Genomic DNA, 20,566 nt, shown 5'->3' on the forward strand with positions numbered 1-20,566 from the left:
AAGCGACACGTTCTGAAGAACGCCAATCTCAGCCATCTCAGCCCCTAAATCTTTATCTTGACGAACGGCAATTCAGAGTTTCCCGAGCGCCTATCAAGACTAAATTGCACGTAGATTCCCGAATGCGGATTACGAATTCGGCTGTCGAAGGAAATTACGAATGAATTTGGATCAGTCGTAATTCCGCTGAAGTACTGCGACCGTCGACAGAGTTTAACAACTTCGTCCGGATCGCATCCCTCAAGAGGAAAGTACTCTTTGAATAGCTTTTGTACTGGATCCACCGAATTCTGGGTGCTGAGCACCTTGTCTAACTGATCGACGAATCTTCCGACACGGACAGAACACTCTGCTTTCGAACTGTCAGCTATCATCGCCACCTCGGCTTTTTGGCCGCGCAAAGTTACCTGTTTTCCGCTCAATGGTCTCGCAAACTGGCCTGACTGCGCCGCAGACGTCCCAAAGATTTGGACACAAACGCAGGCGACGATGATCGCTACCCTCAAGAGGCTGCTCATTCATCACCGTTCAATGAGGCGAGTTGCAACGATCGCCGACCTGCTGGCGAGTACGAAAGGCAGATTCGATCATGAGACATTGGCAGTTCCGATTTCGCCGATCAACGCACGATCTCCAATCGGAAGCGTCCCAGTCGCGAAGGCTTACTAAGGCGAATTAAACGAGGCGCATATTGTTGCCCCAGTCGAATGCACTTGGCATTGGGAGACCCACACCGAACAATCAACGCTATCGCATCTTTTCTTGGGTGCAAATAAAAATTGCACGACATTCAACTACACCTGCAGGTTCTATACAGAATTAAAGCAATTCAACACGCCGCCGGCAACACGGGTGCCGGAGATCGTCGGGCACTAAACACTCGCTTCATCCGCCCTCGTTGAATTGCACAGCGTGGTTCGCGCTGCGCGCTCACGGCTTCGTGGCGACGCCTTGCTTGCGCACGCAGCGGATGGGTAGGCTTTATGAACAGCTACGCATCAGATTCAATATTCACCAAAACCTCCCCGGCGATGATTTCGGGGTCTCCAAGATTCAGGTCATGCAGGCTTGCCTGAACAAACTCGAGCACCTTTTCGTTCGCCGCACTGGCGCTTTCGCGGTCCTCGAACATCATGACAGCGACACCGACGCCGTCGCCCCCATCGAGGACATAATAAGATCTGAATCCGTGCGATTCCCTGAGCATCTGACCGATGCCGCTTTTGGCGCGGCGAGCAGCATCCGCAACCGAGCGAACCTTGGTGTACTTTCGAATGACTATGTACATGAGGCCACCCACGCGTTTCAGTTCCAGCCCGGCGCATCAAAGCATATCGGGCCGCTGCTGCACTAGGGCCGACAGCCACCAAACCACGGGGAGCGGCAGTGCTGGCCGGCCCGGCCAACTGCAGCTAACCTCCGGGCGTCGATCCCAACTCGCGAGCCAGGCATGCCCAAAATCCAGCGCATCATCGTTCCCGACGTTCCAAAGCCAGTCAGCCACTATTGCCACGTGACCCGTGCAGGCCCCCACGTCTGGGTCGCTGGCGTCGTCGGCCAGGCGCAGGACGGCAGCATACCGTCCGACGTTGTTGCCCAATTCGACATCGCCATCGCTGTGATGGACAAGTGCCTGAAGGCGGCTGGCGCCGGGCCCGAGCATGTCGTCAAGGTGCAGGTTTTCATGACCGACATCACGGAACGGCCCAAAATCAACCCGCGCCGCATCGCCTATTTCGGCGAAAATCTGCCGGCCTCCACGCTCGTCGAGGTGAAGGGATTGGTCGATCCACGAATGAAGGTCGAGATCGAGTGCCAGGCGTACGTTGATTAGGAAACGGCGCGTGCCGCCGGCGGCGATGGCACCCGGCGCGTATCGGATGGCGAGAGACTTTCGGCCAATTACAGAATACTTACGACAGTTATAACGAATGGGAAAACGATTGATGTGGTCCCAAAACGCGTTCACCGACAGGCTCAATCTCAAATGGCCGATCCTTCAGGCGCCGATGGGCTCGCTCAGTACCCCTGCACTCGCCGCGGCGGTCAGCAATGCCGGTGGTCTGGGCGGCCTGGGCATGTGGGGGTTTTCGGCCGAGGAAGCAGAGCGGCGGATCGCTGGCTTCCAACAGCTGAGCGGCGGCAGCCTCAACGTCAACTATCCGCTCTGGCCGGAGCCCAGGATTACCCCTGACGTCAGCGAGCCGATGCGGACGCGTCTGCAGGCGCACTTCGACGCAAAGGGTCTCGGAGCGGTGCCCGAGCCGAAAGGTGCGGCGGGTGAAGTGAGCCACGAACACCTTTCGATGCTGATGCGGGCCAAGCCACAGATGGTGAGCTTCCATTTTGGCCTGCCTGATCAGGAGGTCATCAACGCCATCAAGGACGCCGGAATTTTCATCATATCCAGCGCCACGACCGTGGCTGAGGCACGGATGCTTGAGCAGCGCGGTGTCGACGCCATCATCGCGCAGGGTACCGAAGCCGGCGGACATCGCGGCACCTTCACCGGTGTCGACATCAGCATGCAGCCAGGCCTGTTCGCGCTGTTGCCGCAAGTGGTGGATGCGGTGAGGGTTCCCGTCATTGCCGCCGGGGGCGTGGCCGATGGGCGAACGGTGGCCGCTAGCTTTGTCCTTGGCGCGAGCGCCGTACAGTTGGGCACGGCCTTCCTGCGCTGCGAAGAGGCCAACGTGCTCGATGCCCATCGCGCGGCGCTGCGCGAGCCCACCGACGCCTGTACTGTCGTCACCGACGTGATCACCGGCCGGCCGGCGCGCTATGTGAAAAACGGATTGATCGACGACCTCGTGGCCTCGGAGCTGAGGCCGGTGGCATTTCCCGGCCAGCTCAGTCTCACCGCGCCGCTCGGGGGCACGGGAGACAGGGAGCTTACCGCTTTATTTGCCGGTCAATCCGCAGCACTCGCCAGCGACACGACTGCCGGCGCGTTGGTCGAGCAGCTTGCGGAAGCGACGTCAGAGTGCTTGCGCGTTTTCTCGCGTTCCTAGCGCGTGATGCCTTCCCTTCGTTACGACCCGCGGTTTCGTATCGGACGACGCCGCCGCCGCGCCTCTCGGCGGCGGTGCCGTTAAGCCGCGGGTGCCATCTGCTCGTGCAGCGCTCGCTCGGTGTGACGCTGTTCAAGGGCGGCAATGGTCACCTTAAGATTGTCGCGCCGCTCGATCAGCGTCCTCGCCAGTATCGGATACTTGACGTCGGACTGGTCGGAAACCCGGGCGCGCTCTTCCTCGGCTGCGATTTCGAATTCGATCAGTTGAACGGTGCGAACAAGATCCGCCAGCATCTTGCTGATTGCTGCGACCTCTCGTATTGCGCTTTCGCGTGCTGTCTCAAAACGAGCTTGTATGTTCATTTGCATGCTCCCTATGGCCTGGTTCGGCACACAATGTGCATGGATGCCGAACAGCTGACACACCCGTCGCAAGCTGTTTGCCAATTGCGACCCGTAAGAACACGGTGACCGGAACCCATCGGCCCCCCGGGGCCCTGCGGCCTCGCGCCGCCTGCATCGGAAAGGAACCTGCACTCACAGTTTTCCCCCAGTGACCCCGAAAAGAGAGGGGATTTTCACAGCGCAATATCCATCGAGAAATAAGTTCTTGTGATCGGAGTGGATCTTACAACCATGAATATCCGAACCAACTGTTGGAGGAATGTTTTTCCAACCCTGGAGAGCCCCGTGGGCGAAGTCATCCGTTTTGTTCCGAAATCCGAACTCGAGCGAGCCCGCTTGATCCGGGAAGCCCGTGCGATCTACGAAAGCATATTCCCTTCGGATCATGCCGTCGGCAGCACGGAGCATGACCGCAGGGAATGAGCGCGCCCACATTGCAGCGACGGTGCACTCAAAGTTCGGCTCAAGAGATCATCGCCGGACCAGTGCACCCTTGATACTTCACCGTAATACGCCAGCGCAACCTCAACACGCCGCCGGCGACGACGGTGCCAGAGATCGTCGATGGGCATGAAATGCTCGCTTCATCCCACCGGCTATCGGCGCTTTTGACCCTTAGCGGGCATAGGGCCATCGCTCCCACGACCCGGACCCGCATCTGAGGCCACCCGCTGGCCCTTGCAGTGTGCTAGTCTGAGCCGGCACGATCCCCTGTCTTCGGCCCGGAGCCGTTGCACCGTGACCCATGATCATAACCCGGCATGGAACGAGGAAAGCCGCTTCTCCGGTGCACTCGACGATGTGATCATCATACCAATTGTTTCTGTCGCGCTCGCCGCAAACAAGATCCTGCGTTTCATTCTTTCGATCTTGATGCGGCTGCTCGACTACGCCTTCCCATTGGCAATGCAGGTTGTCTGGCTTCCGCTCTTCGCTGTCAGGGTTCTCGGCAATGTCATCGTTACTGTCATAAACGGCGCGTTGCACTTCCTGCCCGTTTCCGAGACGAAACGTCGACAGTGGGGTATATCGATCCGCCGGAACTGGTCGTGGCTGCGGCGGAAGATCAGCTATCGGACGTTCGAACATGCTGTGTACCTTGCCTTTGAAAGCGGTATGGCATGGGTGTTCCGAAAATGCCGGCACCTGACGCCGAACACCGCGTTGCTCGTGCTCGTGGGCGCGGTGCTTTGGCTGCCGATCTCCTTCGGGGCTGCAACGGCGATGCACGCGGTATTGTTTGCCAAGGTCGCGTCCTGGCCGGCCTGGATGCAGCTCTTGCATCCGCTGGCAACTGTCATCGCCAAGAGCAAGCTGCTGGTGCTGCCGGTGTACCCGGCAGCCTGGCCACAGGCCAGGAAACATCCGTTCGTGCAGCGCGTGTTCAAGAGCTATGAAACCATCAGGCGCCTGTATGTGATCAAGAAGATCGGTTTTCGCTATCGGCAGGCAGAGACCGCCGGCATCGCGGCGGTTGAGAGGCTCGAGCGCACTGCCGGCTTCACATCGGCGGTAAGGTGGCTGCGCGGGGTGCATGTCGCCGAACGGTTCGGCGTGGAAAAGCCCACGCAGAAGTTGCGTTCGTTCTTCTCGCGATGGTCAATTCAGTTCTCGGCCGAATACTACGAGGCTAAGGAACGGCAGCCTCAGATATCCCATCATTAACCACAGCAAGCTACGAACGCAGAGATGATCATCCATCTCGCGCGGTCGACGGCCGTGGCTGGCGGCCTGGCCGGCGCCAGTATCAAAAAGACACGCCGCCGGGATCAAAATGTATCGCCCGGCGGCGCTTATTCCTGAACTGGGACACTAAAATTCCCAGCACTGCATAGACTGCACGCCTCGTGCCACAGGGCCATGACATCCGGTTGTGGCTATACCCGTCTTTGCTGAGAAGTCCGCTCATAGGGTAAACCGGGCCTCACCGGTCGACGGTCAGAGCGATGTGATTGCGCCAAAGCCGGCCAACCTCATCGGCCAATGCCGGTCCGGTGCTGGCCGCGCGACGCCGCCCCCTGGATCAAAGGATCGCCTCCCCATCCCAGGGAATTCACGATGCCAGCGCGGTTCGAATCATCCGCGCGAGATCGGAGCTGAGGTAAGGCTTCGGCAGTAGCAGCACGCCGGCATCGAGCCGGCCATGGTGGACGATGGCGTTCTCGGTGTAACCGGACGTATAAAGCACCTTTAGTCCAGGACGGCGTTTCAACGCCTCGGTCGCGAGCTGACGGCCGTTCAGTCCCCCGGGAATTATCACGTCGGTGAACAACAGATCGATGCGTCCGGGATGATCAATGATTGCCAGCGCCTCGGCGCCATTGCCGGCGGCCTGTGTATGGTATCCGAAACGGCTGATCTGCGCCACGACGTATTCGCGCACCAGCGCGTCGTCCTCGACAATCAGGATGGATTCGTCGCCGTGCTCGACCCCCGGGATGCCGGTCTCGGCGGCCAGCGCGTCCGTAATACCTGCCGCCTGCGGAAGGTAAAGCTTCACGGTGGTGCCGTGGCCCTCTTCGCTGTAGATCTTGATATGTCCGTTCGACTGTTTGACGAAGCCGTAGACCATGCTGAGACCGAGCCCCGATCCCTTCCCGACCTCCTTGGTGGTGAAGAATGGTTCAAACACTTTGTCGAGCAGGCTGCCGGGAATTCCCGCCCCTGTGTCGCTCACCGCGATCATGACGTAGTTGCCCGGATTAACCTCGCTGTTCATGCTGGCGTAGTTCTCGTCGAGCACGACATTCTTGGTTTCGAGCGTCAGCTTGCCGCCGTTCGGCATGGCGTCACGCGCATTCAGTGCAAGGTTCAGGATCGCAGTCGAGAGCTGGCTGGGATCAATCAGGGCCGGCGCGGAATCGTGCACCAGCATCGATTCGATTTCGATCTGCTCGCTGAGGGTCGGTCGTAGCAAGCGTACTGCATCGATGACCAGGACGTTGACGTCGGTGTTGCGCGGCTGCAGCGGTTGTCGACGGGCGAAGGCCAGCAGATGCCGCGTCAGGTCGGCCCCCCTCGCTGCGGCGGCGCTAATCATATCGGTGATCTGGCCGAGATGCGGACGATCCTTGACCGCCTCGCCGAGGATTTCGATGGTTCCGGTGATCACGGTCAGAATGTTGTTGAAGTCGTGCGCGACACCACCGGTGAGTTGGCCGATGGCTTCCATCTTCTGCGCTTGCCGGACCTGGGCCTCGCTCGCCTCTATCTCCTGAAAGCGTTTGACCATGGCCTCGGCCTTGCGCCGTTGTCGGATTTCCTCCTCAAGCGCCGCATTGGCTTGCTGAAGTTGCCTGCGTGTCGGCAGCACCAGGATTCGCGGCAGCATTAGCAGCAGTGCCGCCGTGATCACGACCGATATCAGCGCCAGGAAGCCTTTGGTAAAGGCCTCGATGCCGTAGGCCGGCACCCACAACGTGAGGATCGACAGCAGCCGGGTCACTCCGCAGACTGCGGCAAAGACGGCGAATGTCCAGAATACGCCGCGGAACATAACATCGCGGCGCCGCCACACGAAAAACCCGAGGACGAACGCGGTAGCAAAGAAGGCGCTGGCGAGCATGGCGTCGGAAACGGCATTCAGCCAGATCAATTCCGGCTTCCACAGCAGGCACGCGCCATGCGGGGTGAGCGTCGACATGTCCAGAATGTCCTATTTGAGTTGAGACAATGTTAGAAAGCCCACTCGATAGACCTTTCTCAATTCCTGCCCATTCGCATCAGGGAAGGCGAGCGACCACGCGATGGCCGCGCCGCCGAGAACGCCGAGCAATCGCGCCGGTTCATCGCAACTCCGTCCCGGGCTAAGGCCGATATTTTCGATACCCAGAACGATAGCACGCAGGGGCTCTGCGGCGTGGGAGATAATCCGTGGTACACCCGCCCCCGCGGTCCCACCTCCCTGTCCTGACCGGCGGATGATGTCGGGTATTGGCGCGCTTTTTCGGACCTGAAAGGTCTGGCTGAAGATGCCTCTTGCTGAGGGCAAAGCGGACTTCCCACTTGCGCACTCAGACTTCCGAGTTTGACCCAACGCGACATTTCACCTGTCGGCACTTGGATTGCCGGCGTGGCTATCGCCGAGTTGGTGGTCACATGCCGTTCGCCGCACAGCCTTAGCCTGCTATAGTTCGGCGATAGCGCGGAGAGCGACCAGCGAGGTCACATGCGACGACGCCAGTTCGTAAGTCTTCTGGGCGGAGCGGTGATGTGGCCGCTTGCCGCAAGAGCACAACAGCCGGCAAGAATACCGCGCGTCATAAGTCTCGCCCCGGTCCACGTTGCGTCGCAGGCGGAAGGAACCCGCAGGATTTTGAGGGAGCTCGGCTACGTCGAAGGACGCAATATTCGTCTTGAGTTTCGGGACGCGGCGGGGAATGTTGATGCGCTCCCTCGGCTGGCGCAAGAGTTGATACGAGAGGACGGCATCGACGTCATTCTCGCGATAAGCACGCCAGCCGCGCTGGCTGCTTACAAGGCAACTCAAACAATTCCGATTGTCGCGCTCACCGCCGTTGACCCGGTCGGGTCAGGATTGGCGGATAGCCTCGCGCGTCCCGGCCGCAACGTAACCGGTATCGCGGTTTTTTCCGAGGAAACCACAGAAAAGCGCGTCGAACTGATGCGGGAGGTTGTCCCGCGCGCCCTCCGCCTCGGGACGGTGACGACAAAGCTAAGCAGCGGTGCGCAGAGCCTGGCGCCTGTCCTGGAGACCGGCCGTAAGCTCGGTTTTACGGTCGAGTCCATCAACATCGATGACCCCGCTAATCTTGCGAAGGCATTAGGCCCGGAAGTCCTGACCAGATTAGACGCCCTCGTGTTTGTCCCAGATGCCTTGATCAGTGCTCACATGGCCGAGGTCATCAAGCTGGTCGGCGCGAGCAACAAACCCGCGATCTTTCCTTCGCCCGACTGGGTCGCTAACGGCGGCTTTATGTCGTTCGGGCCGGATTTCTCCGACGCTAACCGTCACTTGATCTCGCAGCTTGATCGCGTTCTGAAAGGCGCGAAGCCGGGCGACCTGCCTTTCGAACGACCTACCAAATTCTATCTCAGGATTAATCTCCGCGTCGCAAAACAACTGGGCATCGAGCTGCCTGCGACCGTCCTCGCGCGCGCCGACGAGGTGATCGAGTGAAGTGCCGACGTTCGCTTATGGCACCTTTGAGACATGGCGACCGGCCCTGACGCAAGCGCAAGTGTGCCCACAGTTGTGACGATGGAAGTGCGCGCCCCGTAGTTCTCCGGGTTAGTCACCTTAAGCGACATTGCCTATAAAGCGTTCGCGAACAGCTGGGGGATGGACTTCGGTCATCACACCGATGTCCAGGGGTTGTTTGATCACGAGGCCCGGACTCCTAGGCACTCCGGGCCTCGTTTGATCTCGCGCTCGCAGAATACAGCGCTCACCGGCCCGTCGACGCATCCGGCATGATCTGCAGAAGCGGCTCCGGTCCGACCGAAATTTGACCGGTGAATGGCCGGTCGTGGGCGGCGATCAGCAACACCGAGGCGGCGACGCCGGTCGCGAACAGCGCCATCGCGATCCCCGATGCCAGCCGGTTACCGCAGTGAACGAGCGCGATCACGAAGAGTTCGCAAATCGCCTGCAAATACAGGCTCCACCATTTAACCGGATTGACTTCCGCCTGGCTGATGATGATCCGCTGCCGGCGCGCATCGAGCGCTACTCCCAATGCGCTGATGATCTCGCGCTGCGCGGTCTGCTGGCCCGCTCCCTGCGGCGACATCGAGACAACGAGTTGCAGCGCCTCGGTGAGAGCCGGAGGAGCTGGCCTCAGCGAGGCTGTCTGCCCTGCCATCATCGGCCATTCAACCTTGGCGGCTTGCTCGATATAGCCGCGAACGAGATTGCGCACCCGGCCCTCCTGTTCGGACGGCAGGCCGGCGGCGAGCAGCACGATGGCCCGCAGCGCGCTGGCTTCACGGCTCACCGCCGCACTGGCGCGATCATTGTCGTTCCAGACCTGGGCGGCGGTGAAGGCGACGAACAGGCCGAAGATGATGCCCAGCACCGGCAGCATGCCCGGCGAAATCGCCTGGGAATGATTTTGCGCGTTCTCCCGTCGCGAGCGCCGCAACCGCTGCGAAGATGATGATGGCAAGCAGATAGGTGAAGGCAAAGATGGAAAGCGCCATCACTGGCACAGGCAGATTGTGCAACCAGTCGCTCATTGCGCTCCCCGCCCCGTGTCCGGATCCAGCCCGACGCAATTATGTGAAATTCCCGGGCTATCCGCAATCACCGCATCTCGTTCAACAAACCCATCAGCATCTCGCTCTCCCTGACTGAGCGACGCCGGCATTTGTCTCGAGATGGCGGGCGCGTGCGGTGCGGCCTTCCCGGCCGCCGCGAGATCGGAGCCCGGATCGTTTCTTTCACCTGATGGCATTGAGGTGTATGGTCACCGTCAGCGAACCCCGCCGGCGGCACAGTCTAAGAGGACTCAACGAGCCGGGTTAGTTCTGCTGCATGCCGCTGAGCCATGTTGGTACCCACCAAGGCAAACAGGGAGGCAGTACGATGACGATGAGACCAGACCCCACGTTTCACGCGTCGCCGAAGCTTGCGATGGAAGCTCCGCCAGAGAGCTTCGCCTACACCTTGCTGCTCAGCCCGGACTTTTCAAAACCCGACGCGCTTGCCGTGATCGACGTCAAGCCCGGCTCTCCGCGTTTCGGTCAGATCGTCCACACCGTGACGATGCCCAACAAGGGCGACGAGTTTCATCATTTCGGATGGAACGCCTGTTCATCGGCCTTGTCGCCGCTCACCGGGCACGCCTTCCTCGAGCGCCGCTACCTCATCATCCCCGGTATGCGGTCCTCCCGGATCTACATCGTCGATACCAAACCCGATCCCACACAGGCGAAGATTCACAAAATCATCGAGCCCGAGGAGGTCTTCAAAAAGACCGGGTACTCCCGGCCGCACACGATCCATTGCGGGCCGGATGGTATTTACGTTTCAACGCTCGGCGGCGGTGGCAAGGACGGCACCGATGGACCGCCCGGCATCTTCATCATGGATTGCGAGACATTCGAAGTGCTCGGACGGTGGGAGATCGATCGCGGTCCTCAAGAGAAGCACTATGATTTCTGGTGGAATCTGCCCCGCGATTACATGGTGAGCAGCGAGTGGGCGCTGCCGCCGCAGTTCGAGAACGGGATCGTGCCCGAGGATCTGCTTTCGAACAAATACGGCCATCGGGTCCACTTCTGGGATCTGCGGGCCCGGCGAAACGTCCAGACCATCGATCTCGGCGCCAACCATCAAATGGCGCTGGAGGTGCGTCCCGCGCATGATCCCGTCAAGGAGTACGGCTTCCTGGGCGTCGTGGTCGACACCACGAACCTTGAAGGTTCGATCTGGACCTGGTGGCGCGATGGCGGAAAATTTCACATCGAGAAGACGGCGACCATCCCGCCCGAGCCCGCGGCGAAGGACGAGTTGCCGCCGCTTCTGCAGGGCTTTGGCGCAGTGCCGCCGCTGGTGTCCGACATCGACCTGTCGATGGATGACAAGTTTCTCTACGTCGCCTGCTGGGGCACCGGCGAGATGCGTCAATACAATGTCAGTGACCCCAGAAAGCCCGAACTTGCCGGATCGGTCCATATCGGCGGCATCGCACGCCGCACGCCTCATCCGAACGGCAAGGCCTACGCCGGCGGACCTCAGATGGTCGAGATCAGCCGCGACGGCAAACGCGTCTACTGGACCAACTCGCTCTACTCGACCTGGGACGACCAATTTTATCCGCAGGGCATTCCGGGCGTCGAGGTGATGGCCAATGCAAACCCGAAAGGCGGCCTCGAACTGGCAAAGGACTATTGCGTGAGCTTCCCCGACGGATACCGCGCGCATCAGATCAGGCTCGATGGAGGAGACTGTTCGACCGATTCATTCTGTTATCCGTCGGCTTGAATGTGAGCACTACGGCGGATTGGACACCGGCTTGGCTCTGGCTGGCTGTCATCGCGAGCGGTTTCTACCACGGCGTAAATCCGGGAATGGGATGGCCGCTCGCTGTATCCGCCGGATTGATGGAAAGGACGACGCGTGCCCTCGGCGCCGCGCTGGTGCCGCTGACGGCCGGCCATCTGCTGGCGATGCTGCTGGTGCTCCTCCCCTTCGCGCTGCTGGTCACCCTCGTCGAATGGCAACGCCAGATCCAGATCGGCGCCAGTCTCCTGGTTATCGGGTTCGGTATCTTCCGCCTTGTCGATCGGCGCCATCCAAGAGCGTTGGCGCGGATACGGCCGACGCAACTGGGGCTGTGGTCCTTTGCCGTGGCAATCGCGCACGGCGCGGGGCTGATGCTGGTGCCGATCTATCTCGGGCTCTGCCGGGAGGCCGACCTCGACAAGGGCCACGAGGCAGCGTTGAGCCTCATCAACGCCAATCTCGGTATGGCCGGACTGGTCGCCGTCGTCCACGCCATCGCGATGATCGCGGCCGGCGGATGCCTGGCATGGCTGGTGTACCGTTATCTTGGCCTCAAATTCGTATCGCGGAGCTGGTTCAACCTGGATAGGTCATGGGCAATCAGTCTCATTCTGGTGGGAGCAATTGCACTGGTGCTCAGTCTTGCGGAGTAGCGCAACCACCGTGCGGCGCTGCGGCGTGAATTCGCTTCGATCGGAAGGCACGCCTCCGCGTCAGCGCAGCTTGTCCAGCAGCGCCATCAGCATCTCGCGCTCCTTGGCGTCGAGCGGCGCCAGCGTTTCCCGGGTGATCGCGAGTGCATTGGGCGCGGCTTTCTCCGCGAGCTGCTGCCCTGCCCGCGTGAGACTGACCAGCAGACGGCGGCCGTCCTCGGGATCCGGGCTGGTCTCGGTCAGACCGCGCGCCGTGAGGCGGTCGATCACACCCTTGATGGTGGCAACGTCCATCGCGGTCAGCCGGCCCAGAAGATTTTGCGAGCACGGACCGGTCTCGGTCAGCTTCGCAACTGCCGCCCATTGCGTCGGGGTCAGATTGATGCCGATCTCGCGGGCGAAAATCGTCGAATGGCGTTGCCAGACCTGGCGCAGGATGAAGCCGACCTGCTCGTCCAGAATGTAGGACGGCCGCGCAGGCTTGACGCTCCGTTTCGCCGAAACACTCCTGCCCATCTACGCTCTCTCTTCTTGTTTGCCGCCGCCGGTCACAGCGACAGATGCGCGTCGCGGATGTCCGGACGTGCGTCGAGTTCAGCCATCGTGCCGCCATAGCAGATCTTGCCGCGCTCGATGATGTAGGCACGGTCGCAAATCAGCCGGGCGAAATGCAAATTCTGTTCGGAGACGAGGATGCTGACGCCTTCCTTCTTCATGGCCAGGATGGCGTCGACCATCTGCTCCACGATCTTCGGTGACAGCCCTTCGGAAGGCTCATCCAGCAGCACGAGGGATGGATTGCCCATCAGCGTCCGCGCGATCGTCAGCATCTGCTGCTCGCCGCCGCTCATGCGCCCGCCAGGGCGCCCGCGCATCTCGCCCAGATTCGGAAACAGCGTGAACAACTTTTCGCGGGTCCAATGCGGCGCATTGGGACGCTTGGGCTGGCGGCCGACTTCGAGATTTTCCTCGACCGTCAGGTCCGTGAAGATGCGCCGCTCCTCAGGCACATAGCCGAGCCCGCCGCGCACGATCGCATGCGTCGGCTCGGTGGAGACGTCTCTGCCTTCGAACAGGATACGGCCGGAGCGCTGTTGGACCAGACCGACGATGGAACGGAAGGTGGTGGACTTGCCGGCACCGTTGCGGCCGAGCAGTGCCACGACTTCGCCCTCGCCGACCTCGAGCGCAATATCGAACAGGATATGCGCCGGGCCATAATAGCTGTTGAGGTCCTGCACCGAGAGCTTCATGCGCCGGCTCCCTCGCGGTGCCGCGAATCATAGACCAGGCCCTCGCCGAGATAGATCGCGCGGACCTGCGGATTGCCGCGGACCTGTTCGGGTGTGCCCTCGGCGATCAGGCTGCCGCGGTTGAGCACGAGAATGCGGTCGGCATGCTCGAACACCACGTCCATGTCGTGTTCGGTAAAGAGCACGCCGATCGATTTTTCACGGGCGATCTGCGCGGTGAGCCGCATCAGTTCGATGCGCTCGCGCGGCGCCATGCCCGCGGTCGGCTCGTCCATTAATAGAAGTTTTGGCTGGTTGGCGAGGGCGATTGCGAGTTCGAGCCGCTTCAGATCGCCATAGGCAAGCTCGCCGCAGGGACGCCCGGCATAGGCGCCCATGCCGACGAGGTCGAGCAGCCGGCCGGCTTCCTCGCGGGCGTAACGCGCCGTCGAGCCCCAGAGATTGAATAATTGCCGCCCGTATGACACCAGCGCGACCTGCACGTTCTCGCGCACGGTCATGGTCGGGAACGTCGCCGTGATCTGGAAGGTGCGGCCGACACCGAGCCGCCAGACCTGGCGCGGCTTTTTGCCGACGGTTTCTTCGCCGAGCAGATTGATCCGGCCGCTGTCGGGGGTGTTCTGGCCGTTGAGCATGTCGAAACAGGTGCTCTTGCCGGCGCCATTGGGCCCGATCAGCGCCAGGATTTCGCCGGCGCGCAGCGCAAACGAAACGCTCCGCACGGCGTGGACCCCGCCATAGGATTTGCTCAGGTTCTCGACCGACAGCAATGTGGGGACCATGCTCATTCGGCGGTCTCGATCCGGGAAGTGGCTAGGGACGACTTAGACGATGATTCAGACGTCGAAGACTTGCGGCGATTGCGGATCGTCTCCAGCACCCCGACGATGCCTTTGGGGAACGCCACCACGATCAGCACGACGAAGCCGCCGAGCACAAGCTTGGACAAATCGGTCTGGCTCACCAGCCAGATGTTGAGCGCCTTGAAGACGATGGCGCCGACCACGGCGCCGGACACGGTCTCGACGCCGCCGAGCAGCACCATCACCAGCGCATCGACCGACAGCGAGATGCCGAGGCTGTCGGGGAACACGCTGCCTTTCAGGTACGCGAACAACGCGCCGGCAAATCCGGCGACGGTGCCCGCGATGACGAAGGCGGTCCACTGCACGCGCTTGCCGTTGATGCCGATAGCTTCACTGCGCAGCAGCGAATCCCGCGTTGCGCGTAGCGCAAAACCGAACGGCGAGAACACGATCACCCGCAATATGGCCACCGCGATCGCGGCGATGCCGAGCGACAGCCAGTAGAAACTCGCCGGACCCGCCGCCCATTTCTCCGGCCAGACGCCCAAAATTCCGTTGTCGCCGCCGGTCACCGTGACCCACTGGAACGCGATCGACCAGACGATCTGCGCAAACGCCAGCGTCAGCATCGCGAAATAGACGCCGGACAATTGCACGGCGAAGAAGCCGAAGATGGCCGCGCCGAGCAGACCGAGCAGCGGGCCGAGAAGCAGCGAGACGATCATCGGGAGCCCCGCCATTTTGGCGAGGAACGCAACGCCATAGGCGCCGAGCCCGAAATAGGCAGCATGGCCGAACGAGGCGAGCCCACCGACCGACATCAGGAAATGCAGGCTGGCGGCAAAGATCACGAAGATCGCGATTTCCGAACCGACGGTGAGCGCATAATTGCCGGCGAACAGCGGCAGCATCGCCGCAACCGCAAGCCCGGCCATCGCCAGCCAGCGCTCGTTTGTCGTCAGCGGCCGCCAGGGATTGACAGTCAGCCCCGGCGTGCGACGCGCGGCTGCCTCCGGCTTGCCGAACAGGCCCCACGGACGGACGATCAGCACCACCGCCATGACCAGGAATACCAGGATGATGGAAATCTTCGGGAAGATCAGAATGCCGAAGGCGTTGAGCTCTGACACCAGCACCGCGGCCACGAAGGCGCCGATGATGCTGCCGAGCCCGCCGATGACGACCACGACGAACACGTCGACGATAATGCGCAGATCGAGCGCGTGATGCACCGCATCGCGCGGGATCTGCAGAGCGCCGCCCAGCGCTGCCAGAAAGACGCCGAGCGCGAACACGCTGGTGAACAGCCATTTCTGATTGACGCCGAGCGCTGCGACCATGTCGCGGTCCTGCGTCGCCGCGCGCACCAGCACGCCCCAGCGCGTGCGCTGGAACAGCAGCCAAAGCCCGCCGAGCACGATTGGACTGATTGCGATCAGGAACAAATCGTAGGTCGGAATGTTCTGGCCGAAGAAATCGACTGCGCCCTTGAAACCCGGCGCACGGCGGCCGAGGAGATCATCGGGCCCCCAGATCAGCACCACGAGGTCTTCGACCATCAAGGTCAGGCCGAAGGTCGCGAGCAACTGGAACAGTTCCGGCGCGTGATAGATCCGCCGCAGCAGCACCATCTCGACGATCACGCCGACCACGGCCACGATCAGCGCCGCGACCACGATGCCGCCCCAGAAGCCGAGCGCGCCGGAGAAGCGCTCGGTCAGCGTGAACGCGACATAGGCGCCGAGCATGTAGAAGGCGCCATGGGCGAAATTAACGATCCGCGTCACGCCGAAGATGATCGACAGACCTGACGCGACCAGAAACAACGACGCCGCGCTGGCGAGACCGGTCAGGAACTGAACGAAGTAGAAGGCCATGGGCGGTCTTTTGCTCGCGTTGGTCAGGTCGGTGGCATCATCCTTGGAGACGCCACGCTCACGCGTGGCTCCTCAGGATGAGGTCTGTTCTTACCTCGCCCCGCTTGCGGGGAGAGGTCGAATTGCGAAGCAATTCGGGTGAGGGGGTACAGGTCTAACCACGAGCACAGGACGCGCGGTGAGAGCCCCTCACCCCGACCCTCTCCCCGCAAGAGCGGGGCGAGGGAGAAGTAACCGACGATCTCAATCCTTCGGGCGAAGCTTTTCGACTTCGGCATCGCTCGGGAGATAATCCGTGCCCTTGCGATAGACCGAGTTCACCATCACGCCTTTACCGTCCTTCAGCGCGGTCTTGCCGACGTAAGCGCCGAGCGTCGACTGGTGGTCGATCTTGCGGAAGGTGATTTCGCCGAACGGCGACGGCATCGACAGCCCTTCGGTCGCGGCGATCAGCTTCTCCGGATCGGTGGAGTTGGCTTTGGCGACGATCGCTGCGGCCGCCTTGATCGTCTGGTAGCCGACGATCGAGCCGAGGCGCGGATAGTCGTTGAATTTGGCCTGATACGCTTTCAGGAATTTATCATGGTCCGGCGTCTTGATGTCGTACCAGGGGTAACCCGTTACGATCCAGCCCTCAGGCGTTTCGTCCTTCAGCGGATCGAGATATTCCGGCTCGCCGGTGAGGAAGGACACCACCGAACGGTTCTTGAACAGGCCTCGCGTATTGCCTTCGCGAACGAGCTTCACGAGATCGGCGCCGAAGGTGACGTTGAGGATCGCTTCGGGATTGGCGGCGGCCACGGCCTGCACCACCGGGCCCGCATCGATCTTGCCCTGCGGCGGCCACTGCTCGTCGACCCAGACGATATCGGGACGCTTTTCCGACATCAGCTTCTTGAACACGGCAACGGCCGACTGGCCGTATTCATAGTTCGGCGCGATCGTGGCCCAGCGTTTGGCCGGCAGCTTGGCGGCTTCTTCCACCAGCATGGCCGCCTGCATGTAATTGGAAGGACGCAGGCGGAAGGTGTAGCGGTTGCCCTTCGACCAGGTGATGGCGTCGGTCAGGGGTTCCGCCGCGAGAAAGAATACCTTCTTCTGATTTGCAAAATCGCTGACGGCAAGGCCGATGTTGGACAGGAAGGTGCCCGTCAGCATCGCGACGTTCTCGCTCGACACCAGTTCGTTGGCGGCGGTGGTGGCGTCAGCCGGCTTGCCGCCGTCGTCCTTGGAGACGACCACAAGCTTCTTGCCGTTGATGCCGCCGGCGGCGTTGACTTCCTCGACCGCGAGCTGCCAGCCCTTGCGGTAGGGCTCGGTGAAGGCGGGCAGCAGCGAATAGCTGTTGATCTCACCGATCTTGATCTCGCTTTGGGCAAAAGCAGAGCTCGCCATGCCCGTAACCGCGATGGCCAATCCCGCTCCCAACAAATAACTTCGTCGCATACCCTCACCCTCCAATGTTGAAACCAATTTTACTTGAGCATGATCTCTTCGGACGACCGGTACTCACTTTTCCGGATCATGCCCTATCTCAAACCGTCTTCACCTTTGACTTCAGCAACCGTCAATCCACCGACACGCGGCAGCGGCCTGCCGCTGTCGGTGACGGCCACCGCGACCATGATCTCGTTGGCGCGCGGCGCGTCGTTGATCTGCACTTCCATGCCGTCGAAATGGCTGCGCACGAAGGCCGCGTCCTTGTGGCCGAGCGGAATATCCAGCGTCGTGCCCGGACCGCTGCGCTTCTTCGAGGACGGGATCAGCGCCGCGCCCTTGCTCAGCACCTTGCGCACCGGCGCGCCCATCTTCGGGTGCAGGATCGCGGCCGCGTGCTCGAGTTCGCCGTTTTCGCCGACCGCTGCGGCCTTGCCGTAGCTCTGCGCGTTGGCGCCGTCGATCCCAAGCGCCGCCACCGCCCGCTTCGACAGCAATTCGCCGAGTTCCTCGCCGATCGCGATCAAAGGCGAAAGGTCTTCGACATATTTTCCGGCGAACGGATTTTCGATCACGGCAATCGCCGCGGCACGCCGCGTCGGCGGCGCGATGGTCTTTCCCATCTCCAGATGGGTTTCCTCGACCACCGTGACGATCTTGCGAATGATGGCGCTCATTGGCCTTTTTCCCGCTCAAGCATGAACTTCACTTTCTATCGCGCTTCCGTGATGGGCATGCAACGCAGGCGTCGCACAGCCAGTAGTTCCGACCACGAGCGTTTCGCCAAGCAGGCGTAACGCCGCGCCTTCAATCAACCCGGCTGCGAACAATTGTTGCGCGCGGAGAGCCCCCGCCTCCAGCGCGGCTTCGACCTCGTCTTCGGTCAATGGCCCGACATCGCGGGTGACGCGGCGCGGACCGAGGTCGCTGTCGGGCTGCAATTCATTGGCCGGACAGCGGACAATCGCGAGATGACCGGGCAAATCGACGGCATTGGCGATGATGGTGGCGGCGGCATCGGCCTGCGACGCCGTTCGCGCCAGCACGGTGACGGCATCCGCAATGCCGAGCGAGAAGCTGCGGCCATGGCGGCCGCTGGTCGCGATGCCCCGGACCGGGCCGTCGGCATCGACGATCATCGTGCGCATCAGGCCATGCCGGTCCGGCCGGTCCATCAGGGCGACGGTGAATTGTTCGCCGCCGGTCAGATGCAGCGCGATGTCGCCGCCATTATTGACATAGCCGCGCTCGAGACGAGCCGCGTCCAGCATCGCGCCGAGAATCTCTTCCGCGACGGAGCCGGCCACCGCTGCCATGGGCGTGATGAAATGATGGGCGGCAAACGGAGCGACCGCCGCATGCATGCGGCACGCGACCACGCCTTGCAGGGCGCATTGCACGGGATTTACCGGCTGACGCAGCGTCGTCAATTCCTCGCAGAGTTCATCGAGCAAACCGGTGAAGCGACGCACTGCGGCGTCATAGGCGGCGCGGACCTCCGCCTCCTGCCCCTTGGCCTCAATGATCAGATCGATTGGACCGTCCTGCAAATGCAGCCGCTTGCCGTCAGGAAGAAGCGCTATTTGCGGCAGGCGTTTCATGCGTGCCGTACCGGAATGTAAGGCATCGGGCGGACTTCGGTGTTGTCCTTGAGCGAGGCCAGCGGCCGGACGTAGTCCATGTGGCCGCCGAGCGCCGCATAGTCCGAAAGCCGCAGCGTGAATTCTATCGGCGCCACCAATGCAGGCGTCGGCACATAACCGAAGGCGCCGGCTGGCATTTGGGTAACATCGACCATGAACGTGATGCCGCCACCCGGCCAGACGTAAACCGGCGCACCGCCGCTGGTGACCCGCGTCAGCGCATCCTTGACCGACCGCGTCAGCCGCACCGGATTGTCGGTGACCCCGGCGCGCAGCGAGCCGCCGGCGCCGCCCATGAACAACACCGTGCATAGCGCCGGTTCGCAATTTTCCTGGATACGCTCGACCGAGAGCTTCAGATCGAGCGGCATCTGCGTCTCAACCGGCTTGAGCGCCTCGTCGAGCACGTAGTAGGCGGCGTGCTCGCCCGTGGTCGAAACCATCAGCATGGTCAGGCCCGGCCGCGCCTCCTTCGGATTGAACGGGCCCAGCACGGACAGCGGATCGGAAATTTTGGTGCCGCCCCAGCCGGTGCCGGGTTCGGCGACCTGGAAATAACGCCCCGGCGTCGAGCGCCGCCCCTTCATCTTGATCCCGGTATCGGGAATATCCAGCAGCTTGCCGGCCTGGTGCTCCGAGAGAACGCCGGTGATGTGGTCGTCCACCACCACGACCTCATCGACTTTGCCGTGCCATTGCTTGGCAAACATGCCGATGGTGGCCGAGCCGCAGCCGACCCGCATCCGCTCTTCCGCGACGCCATTGACAACAGGCGGATACCCGGCCTGCACCACGACGGTCGCGCCGCCGTCGATCGTCAGTTCGACCGGCTTGCAATTGGAGAGGTCCATCAACGCGTCGCAGGTGACGCGCCCCTCTTTCTTGGAACCGCCGGTCAGATGATGCACGCCACCGAGCGAGAGCATCTGCGAGCCATATTCGCCTGTTGTGACATGGCCGATCGCCTCGCCCTGCGCGCGGACGGTCGCGGTCTCGGGACCGAGATAGCGATCGGTGTCGATCTTCACCTTGACGCCGCAATAGCTGAAAATGCCTTCGGTCACGACGGTGACCATGTCGACGCCGTCGATCTCCGACGACACGATAAAGGGCGCCGGCTTGTAGTCGGGGTACGTCGTGCCGGCGCCGATCGCAGTCACAAACACATTGGGCTCACGGACCAGCTTGCCGTCCCAATCGCCGCCGCCGGCCTGGAACGGCACCAGCCGTCCGCCATGCGACACCGTTCGCTCCAGCACGATATGCGGATCGACGCGCACCAATACGCCGTCATGATTGGCATAGCGATCGCACGCGCCCGCCGCGCCCGGCTTGATGTAACACATCACCGGACAGGCATCGCAGCGGATCTTGTCGCCACCGGCAGTCGTTGTATCCGTCATCGTGAACAAGCCTGCTCGCTGGGAGGCGTCGATCATACCCGCATTCCCGCGAGACGATCATTTTGTTCGTACACGAACGATGTTGCGCGCGGACGGAAACCCTGTCA

The 20,566-nt window shown here is 61.7% G+C and carries 21 protein-coding genes; 7 read left to right on the forward strand and 14 right to left on the reverse strand.

Features of this window, described 5'->3' with window-relative positions; genetic code table 11:
• Window positions 1-44 precede the first annotated feature (44 nt).
• Both JQ574_RS12100 and JQ574_RS12105 read right to left on the reverse strand, forming a co-directional pair.
• Window positions 45-518, reverse strand: a complete 474-nt coding sequence (locus JQ574_RS12100; RefSeq protein ID WP_212208492.1) for a hypothetical protein — start codon at window positions 516-518, stop codon at window positions 45-47.
• Between the two features lie 473 nt (window positions 519-991).
• Window positions 992-1,288 carry a hypothetical protein gene (locus JQ574_RS12105; RefSeq protein ID WP_212208494.1) on the reverse strand — a complete coding sequence of 99 codons (297 nt, stop codon included), beginning with the start codon at window positions 1,286-1,288 and terminating at the stop codon, window positions 992-994.
• 162 nt (window positions 1,289-1,450) lie between these two features.
• Between JQ574_RS12105 and JQ574_RS12110 the strand changes: the two genes are divergently transcribed.
• Window positions 1,451-1,834: a RidA family protein gene (locus JQ574_RS12110; protein WP_212208495.1), complete on the forward strand. Its 384-nt coding sequence runs from the start codon at window positions 1,451-1,453 to the stop codon at window positions 1,832-1,834.
• Between the two features lie 97 nt (window positions 1,835-1,931).
• Window positions 1,932-3,011: an NAD(P)H-dependent flavin oxidoreductase gene (locus JQ574_RS12115; protein WP_249119285.1), complete on the forward strand. Its 1,080-nt coding sequence runs from the start codon at window positions 1,932-1,934 to the stop codon at window positions 3,009-3,011.
• Window positions 3,012-3,091: 80 nt separating this feature from the next.
• Here JQ574_RS12115 and JQ574_RS12120 read toward each other — a convergent pair whose 3' ends face one another.
• Complete coding sequence (locus tag JQ574_RS12120; RefSeq protein WP_212208496.1) at window positions 3,092-3,376, reverse strand: hypothetical protein; 285 nt, start codon at window positions 3,374-3,376, stop codon at window positions 3,092-3,094.
• A 327-nt stretch (window positions 3,377-3,703) separates the two neighbouring features.
• Between JQ574_RS12120 and JQ574_RS12125 the strand changes: the two genes are divergently transcribed.
• A complete protein-coding gene (locus JQ574_RS12125) occupies window positions 3,704-3,841 on the forward strand; it encodes a hypothetical protein (protein ID WP_212208497.1) in 138 nt (45 codons plus the stop codon).
• 315 nt (window positions 3,842-4,156) lie between these two features.
• Window positions 4,157-5,083: a hypothetical protein gene (locus JQ574_RS12130; RefSeq protein WP_212208498.1), complete on the forward strand. Its 927-nt coding sequence runs from the start codon at window positions 4,157-4,159 to the stop codon at window positions 5,081-5,083.
• 388 nt (window positions 5,084-5,471) lie between these two features.
• Here JQ574_RS12130 and JQ574_RS12135 read toward each other — a convergent pair whose 3' ends face one another.
• Window positions 5,472-7,061, reverse strand: a complete 1,590-nt coding sequence (locus JQ574_RS12135) for an ATP-binding protein (RefSeq protein ID WP_212208499.1) — start codon at window positions 7,059-7,061, stop codon at window positions 5,472-5,474.
• Window positions 7,062-7,628: 567 nt separating this feature from the next.
• On the opposite strand from JQ574_RS12135, the gene JQ574_RS12140 reads away from it, so the two are divergent.
• Window positions 7,629-8,558 carry an ABC transporter substrate-binding protein gene (locus JQ574_RS12140; protein WP_212208500.1) on the forward strand — a complete coding sequence of 310 codons (930 nt, stop codon included), beginning with the start codon at window positions 7,629-7,631 and terminating at the stop codon, window positions 8,556-8,558.
• A 268-nt stretch (window positions 8,559-8,826) separates the two neighbouring features.
• On the opposite strand, the gene JQ574_RS12145 is transcribed toward JQ574_RS12140, so the two are convergent.
• Together JQ574_RS12145 and JQ574_RS35050 are read right to left on the reverse strand one after the other, a co-directional pair.
• Entirely contained in the window at window positions 8,827-9,465 is a 639-nt protein-coding gene (locus tag JQ574_RS12145) for a DUF4239 domain-containing protein (protein WP_249119286.1), read from the reverse strand.
• Window positions 9,392-9,616: a hypothetical protein gene (locus JQ574_RS35050; RefSeq protein ID WP_249119287.1), complete on the reverse strand. Its 225-nt coding sequence runs from the start codon at window positions 9,614-9,616 to the stop codon at window positions 9,392-9,394. Before JQ574_RS35050 ends, JQ574_RS12145 begins: the two co-directional genes overlap by 74 nt.
• A 349-nt stretch (window positions 9,617-9,965) precedes the next feature.
• Here JQ574_RS35050 and JQ574_RS12150 point away from each other — a divergent pair, with 349 nt between their 5' ends.
• Complete coding sequence (locus tag JQ574_RS12150; RefSeq protein ID WP_212208501.1) at window positions 9,966-11,366, forward strand: selenium-binding protein SBP56-related protein; 1,401 nt, start codon at window positions 9,966-9,968, stop codon at window positions 11,364-11,366.
• An 86-nt stretch (window positions 11,367-11,452) separates the two neighbouring features.
• A complete protein-coding gene (locus JQ574_RS12155; RefSeq protein ID WP_249119288.1) occupies window positions 11,453-12,040 on the forward strand; it encodes a hypothetical protein in 588 nt (195 codons plus the stop codon).
• 60 nt (window positions 12,041-12,100) lie between these two features.
• Here the strand turns inward: JQ574_RS12155 and JQ574_RS12160 are convergent, their stop codons facing one another.
• From JQ574_RS12160 to JQ574_RS12195, 8 genes are all read right to left on the reverse strand, one after another.
• Entirely contained in the window at window positions 12,101-12,556 is a 456-nt protein-coding gene (locus tag JQ574_RS12160; RefSeq protein WP_212208503.1) for a MarR family winged helix-turn-helix transcriptional regulator, read from the reverse strand.
• Window positions 12,557-12,588: 32 nt separating this feature from the next.
• The gene (locus JQ574_RS12165; protein WP_192734877.1) at window positions 12,589-13,293 is read right to left on the reverse strand and encodes an ABC transporter ATP-binding protein; all 705 of its coding nucleotides are present in this window, start codon (window positions 13,291-13,293) and stop codon (window positions 12,589-12,591) included.
• Window positions 13,290-14,081, reverse strand: coding sequence for an ABC transporter ATP-binding protein (locus JQ574_RS12170; protein WP_212208504.1), 792 nt, complete (start codon window positions 14,079-14,081; stop codon window positions 13,290-13,292). The genes JQ574_RS12165 and JQ574_RS12170 overlap by 4 nt, the downstream gene beginning before the upstream one ends.
• Complete coding sequence (locus JQ574_RS12175; protein ID WP_212208505.1) at window positions 14,078-15,976, reverse strand: ABC transporter permease; 1,899 nt, start codon at window positions 15,974-15,976, stop codon at window positions 14,078-14,080. The genes JQ574_RS12170 and JQ574_RS12175 overlap by 4 nt, the downstream gene beginning before the upstream one ends.
• Window positions 15,977-16,219: 243 nt before the next feature.
• The gene (locus tag JQ574_RS12180; RefSeq protein ID WP_212383552.1) at window positions 16,220-17,422 is read right to left on the reverse strand and encodes an ABC transporter substrate-binding protein; all 1,203 of its coding nucleotides are present in this window, start codon (window positions 17,420-17,422) and stop codon (window positions 16,220-16,222) included.
• Between the two features lie 83 nt (window positions 17,423-17,505).
• The gene (locus JQ574_RS12185; RefSeq protein ID WP_212208507.1) at window positions 17,506-18,090 is read right to left on the reverse strand and encodes an amino acid synthesis family protein; all 585 of its coding nucleotides are present in this window, start codon (window positions 18,088-18,090) and stop codon (window positions 17,506-17,508) included.
• A 15-nt stretch (window positions 18,091-18,105) separates the two neighbouring features.
• Window positions 18,106-19,014 carry a UPF0280 family protein gene (locus JQ574_RS12190; RefSeq protein WP_212208508.1) on the reverse strand — a complete coding sequence of 303 codons (909 nt, stop codon included), beginning with the start codon at window positions 19,012-19,014 and terminating at the stop codon, window positions 18,106-18,108.
• Complete coding sequence (locus JQ574_RS12195; RefSeq protein ID WP_212383554.1) at window positions 19,011-20,459, reverse strand: 6-hydroxynicotinate reductase; 1,449 nt, start codon at window positions 20,457-20,459, stop codon at window positions 19,011-19,013. Before JQ574_RS12195 ends, JQ574_RS12190 begins: the two co-directional genes overlap by 4 nt.
• Between the last annotated feature and the right edge of the window lie 107 nt (window positions 20,460-20,566).

It is taken from the genome of Bradyrhizobium sp. AUGA SZCCT0158 (genome assembly GCF_018130065.1).
GTDB lineage: Bacteria > Pseudomonadota > Alphaproteobacteria > Rhizobiales > Xanthobacteraceae > Bradyrhizobium.

What these genes read in the sequence shown, in the direction of transcription:
- JQ574_RS12150 (WP_212208501.1), top strand. Translation starts at nt 9,966, where the DNA reads ATGACGATGAGACCAGACCCCACGTTTCACGCGTCGCCGAAGCTTGCG.
- JQ574_RS12120 (WP_212208496.1), bottom strand. Translation starts at nt 3,376, where the DNA reads ATGAACATACAAGCTCGTTTTGAGACAGCACGCGAAAGCGCAATACGA.
- JQ574_RS12155 (WP_249119288.1), top strand. Translation starts at nt 11,453, where the DNA reads ATGGGATGGCCGCTCGCTGTATCCGCCGGATTGATGGAAAGGACGACG.
- JQ574_RS12105 (WP_212208494.1), bottom strand. Translation starts at nt 1,288, where the DNA reads ATGTACATAGTCATTCGAAAGTACACCAAGGTTCGCTCGGTTGCGGAT.
- JQ574_RS12145 (WP_249119286.1), bottom strand. Translation starts at nt 9,465, where the DNA reads ATGCTGCCGGTGCTGGGCATCATCTTCGGCCTGTTCGTCGCCTTCACC.
- JQ574_RS12195 (WP_212383554.1), bottom strand. Translation starts at nt 20,459, where the DNA reads ATGACGGATACAACGACTGCCGGTGGCGACAAGATCCGCTGCGATGCC.
- JQ574_RS12170 (WP_212208504.1), bottom strand. Translation starts at nt 14,081, where the DNA reads ATGAGCATGGTCCCCACATTGCTGTCGGTCGAGAACCTGAGCAAATCC.
- JQ574_RS12160 (WP_212208503.1), bottom strand. Translation starts at nt 12,556, where the DNA reads ATGGGCAGGAGTGTTTCGGCGAAACGGAGCGTCAAGCCTGCGCGGCCG.
- JQ574_RS35050 (WP_249119287.1), bottom strand. Translation starts at nt 9,616, where the DNA reads ATGAGCGACTGGTTGCACAATCTGCCTGTGCCAGTGATGGCGCTTTCC.
- JQ574_RS12180 (WP_212383552.1), bottom strand. Translation starts at nt 17,422, where the DNA reads ATGCGACGAAGTTATTTGTTGGGAGCGGGATTGGCCATCGCGGTTACG.
- JQ574_RS12175 (WP_212208505.1), bottom strand. Translation starts at nt 15,976, where the DNA reads ATGGCCTTCTACTTCGTTCAGTTCCTGACCGGTCTCGCCAGCGCGGCG.
- JQ574_RS12110 (WP_212208495.1), top strand. Translation starts at nt 1,451, where the DNA reads ATGCCCAAAATCCAGCGCATCATCGTTCCCGACGTTCCAAAGCCAGTC.
- JQ574_RS12185 (WP_212208507.1), bottom strand. Translation starts at nt 18,090, where the DNA reads ATGAGCGCCATCATTCGCAAGATCGTCACGGTGGTCGAGGAAACCCAT.
- JQ574_RS12100 (WP_212208492.1), bottom strand. Translation starts at nt 518, where the DNA reads ATGAGCAGCCTCTTGAGGGTAGCGATCATCGTCGCCTGCGTTTGTGTC.
- JQ574_RS12190 (WP_212208508.1), bottom strand. Translation starts at nt 19,014, where the DNA reads ATGAAACGCCTGCCGCAAATAGCGCTTCTTCCTGACGGCAAGCGGCTG.
- JQ574_RS12115 (WP_249119285.1), top strand. Translation starts at nt 1,932, where the DNA reads ATGGGAAAACGATTGATGTGGTCCCAAAACGCGTTCACCGACAGGCTC.
- JQ574_RS12135 (WP_212208499.1), bottom strand. Translation starts at nt 7,061, where the DNA reads ATGTCGACGCTCACCCCGCATGGCGCGTGCCTGCTGTGGAAGCCGGAA.
- JQ574_RS12140 (WP_212208500.1), top strand. Translation starts at nt 7,629, where the DNA reads ATGTGGCCGCTTGCCGCAAGAGCACAACAGCCGGCAAGAATACCGCGC.
- JQ574_RS12165 (WP_192734877.1), bottom strand. Translation starts at nt 13,293, where the DNA reads ATGAAGCTCTCGGTGCAGGACCTCAACAGCTATTATGGCCCGGCGCAT.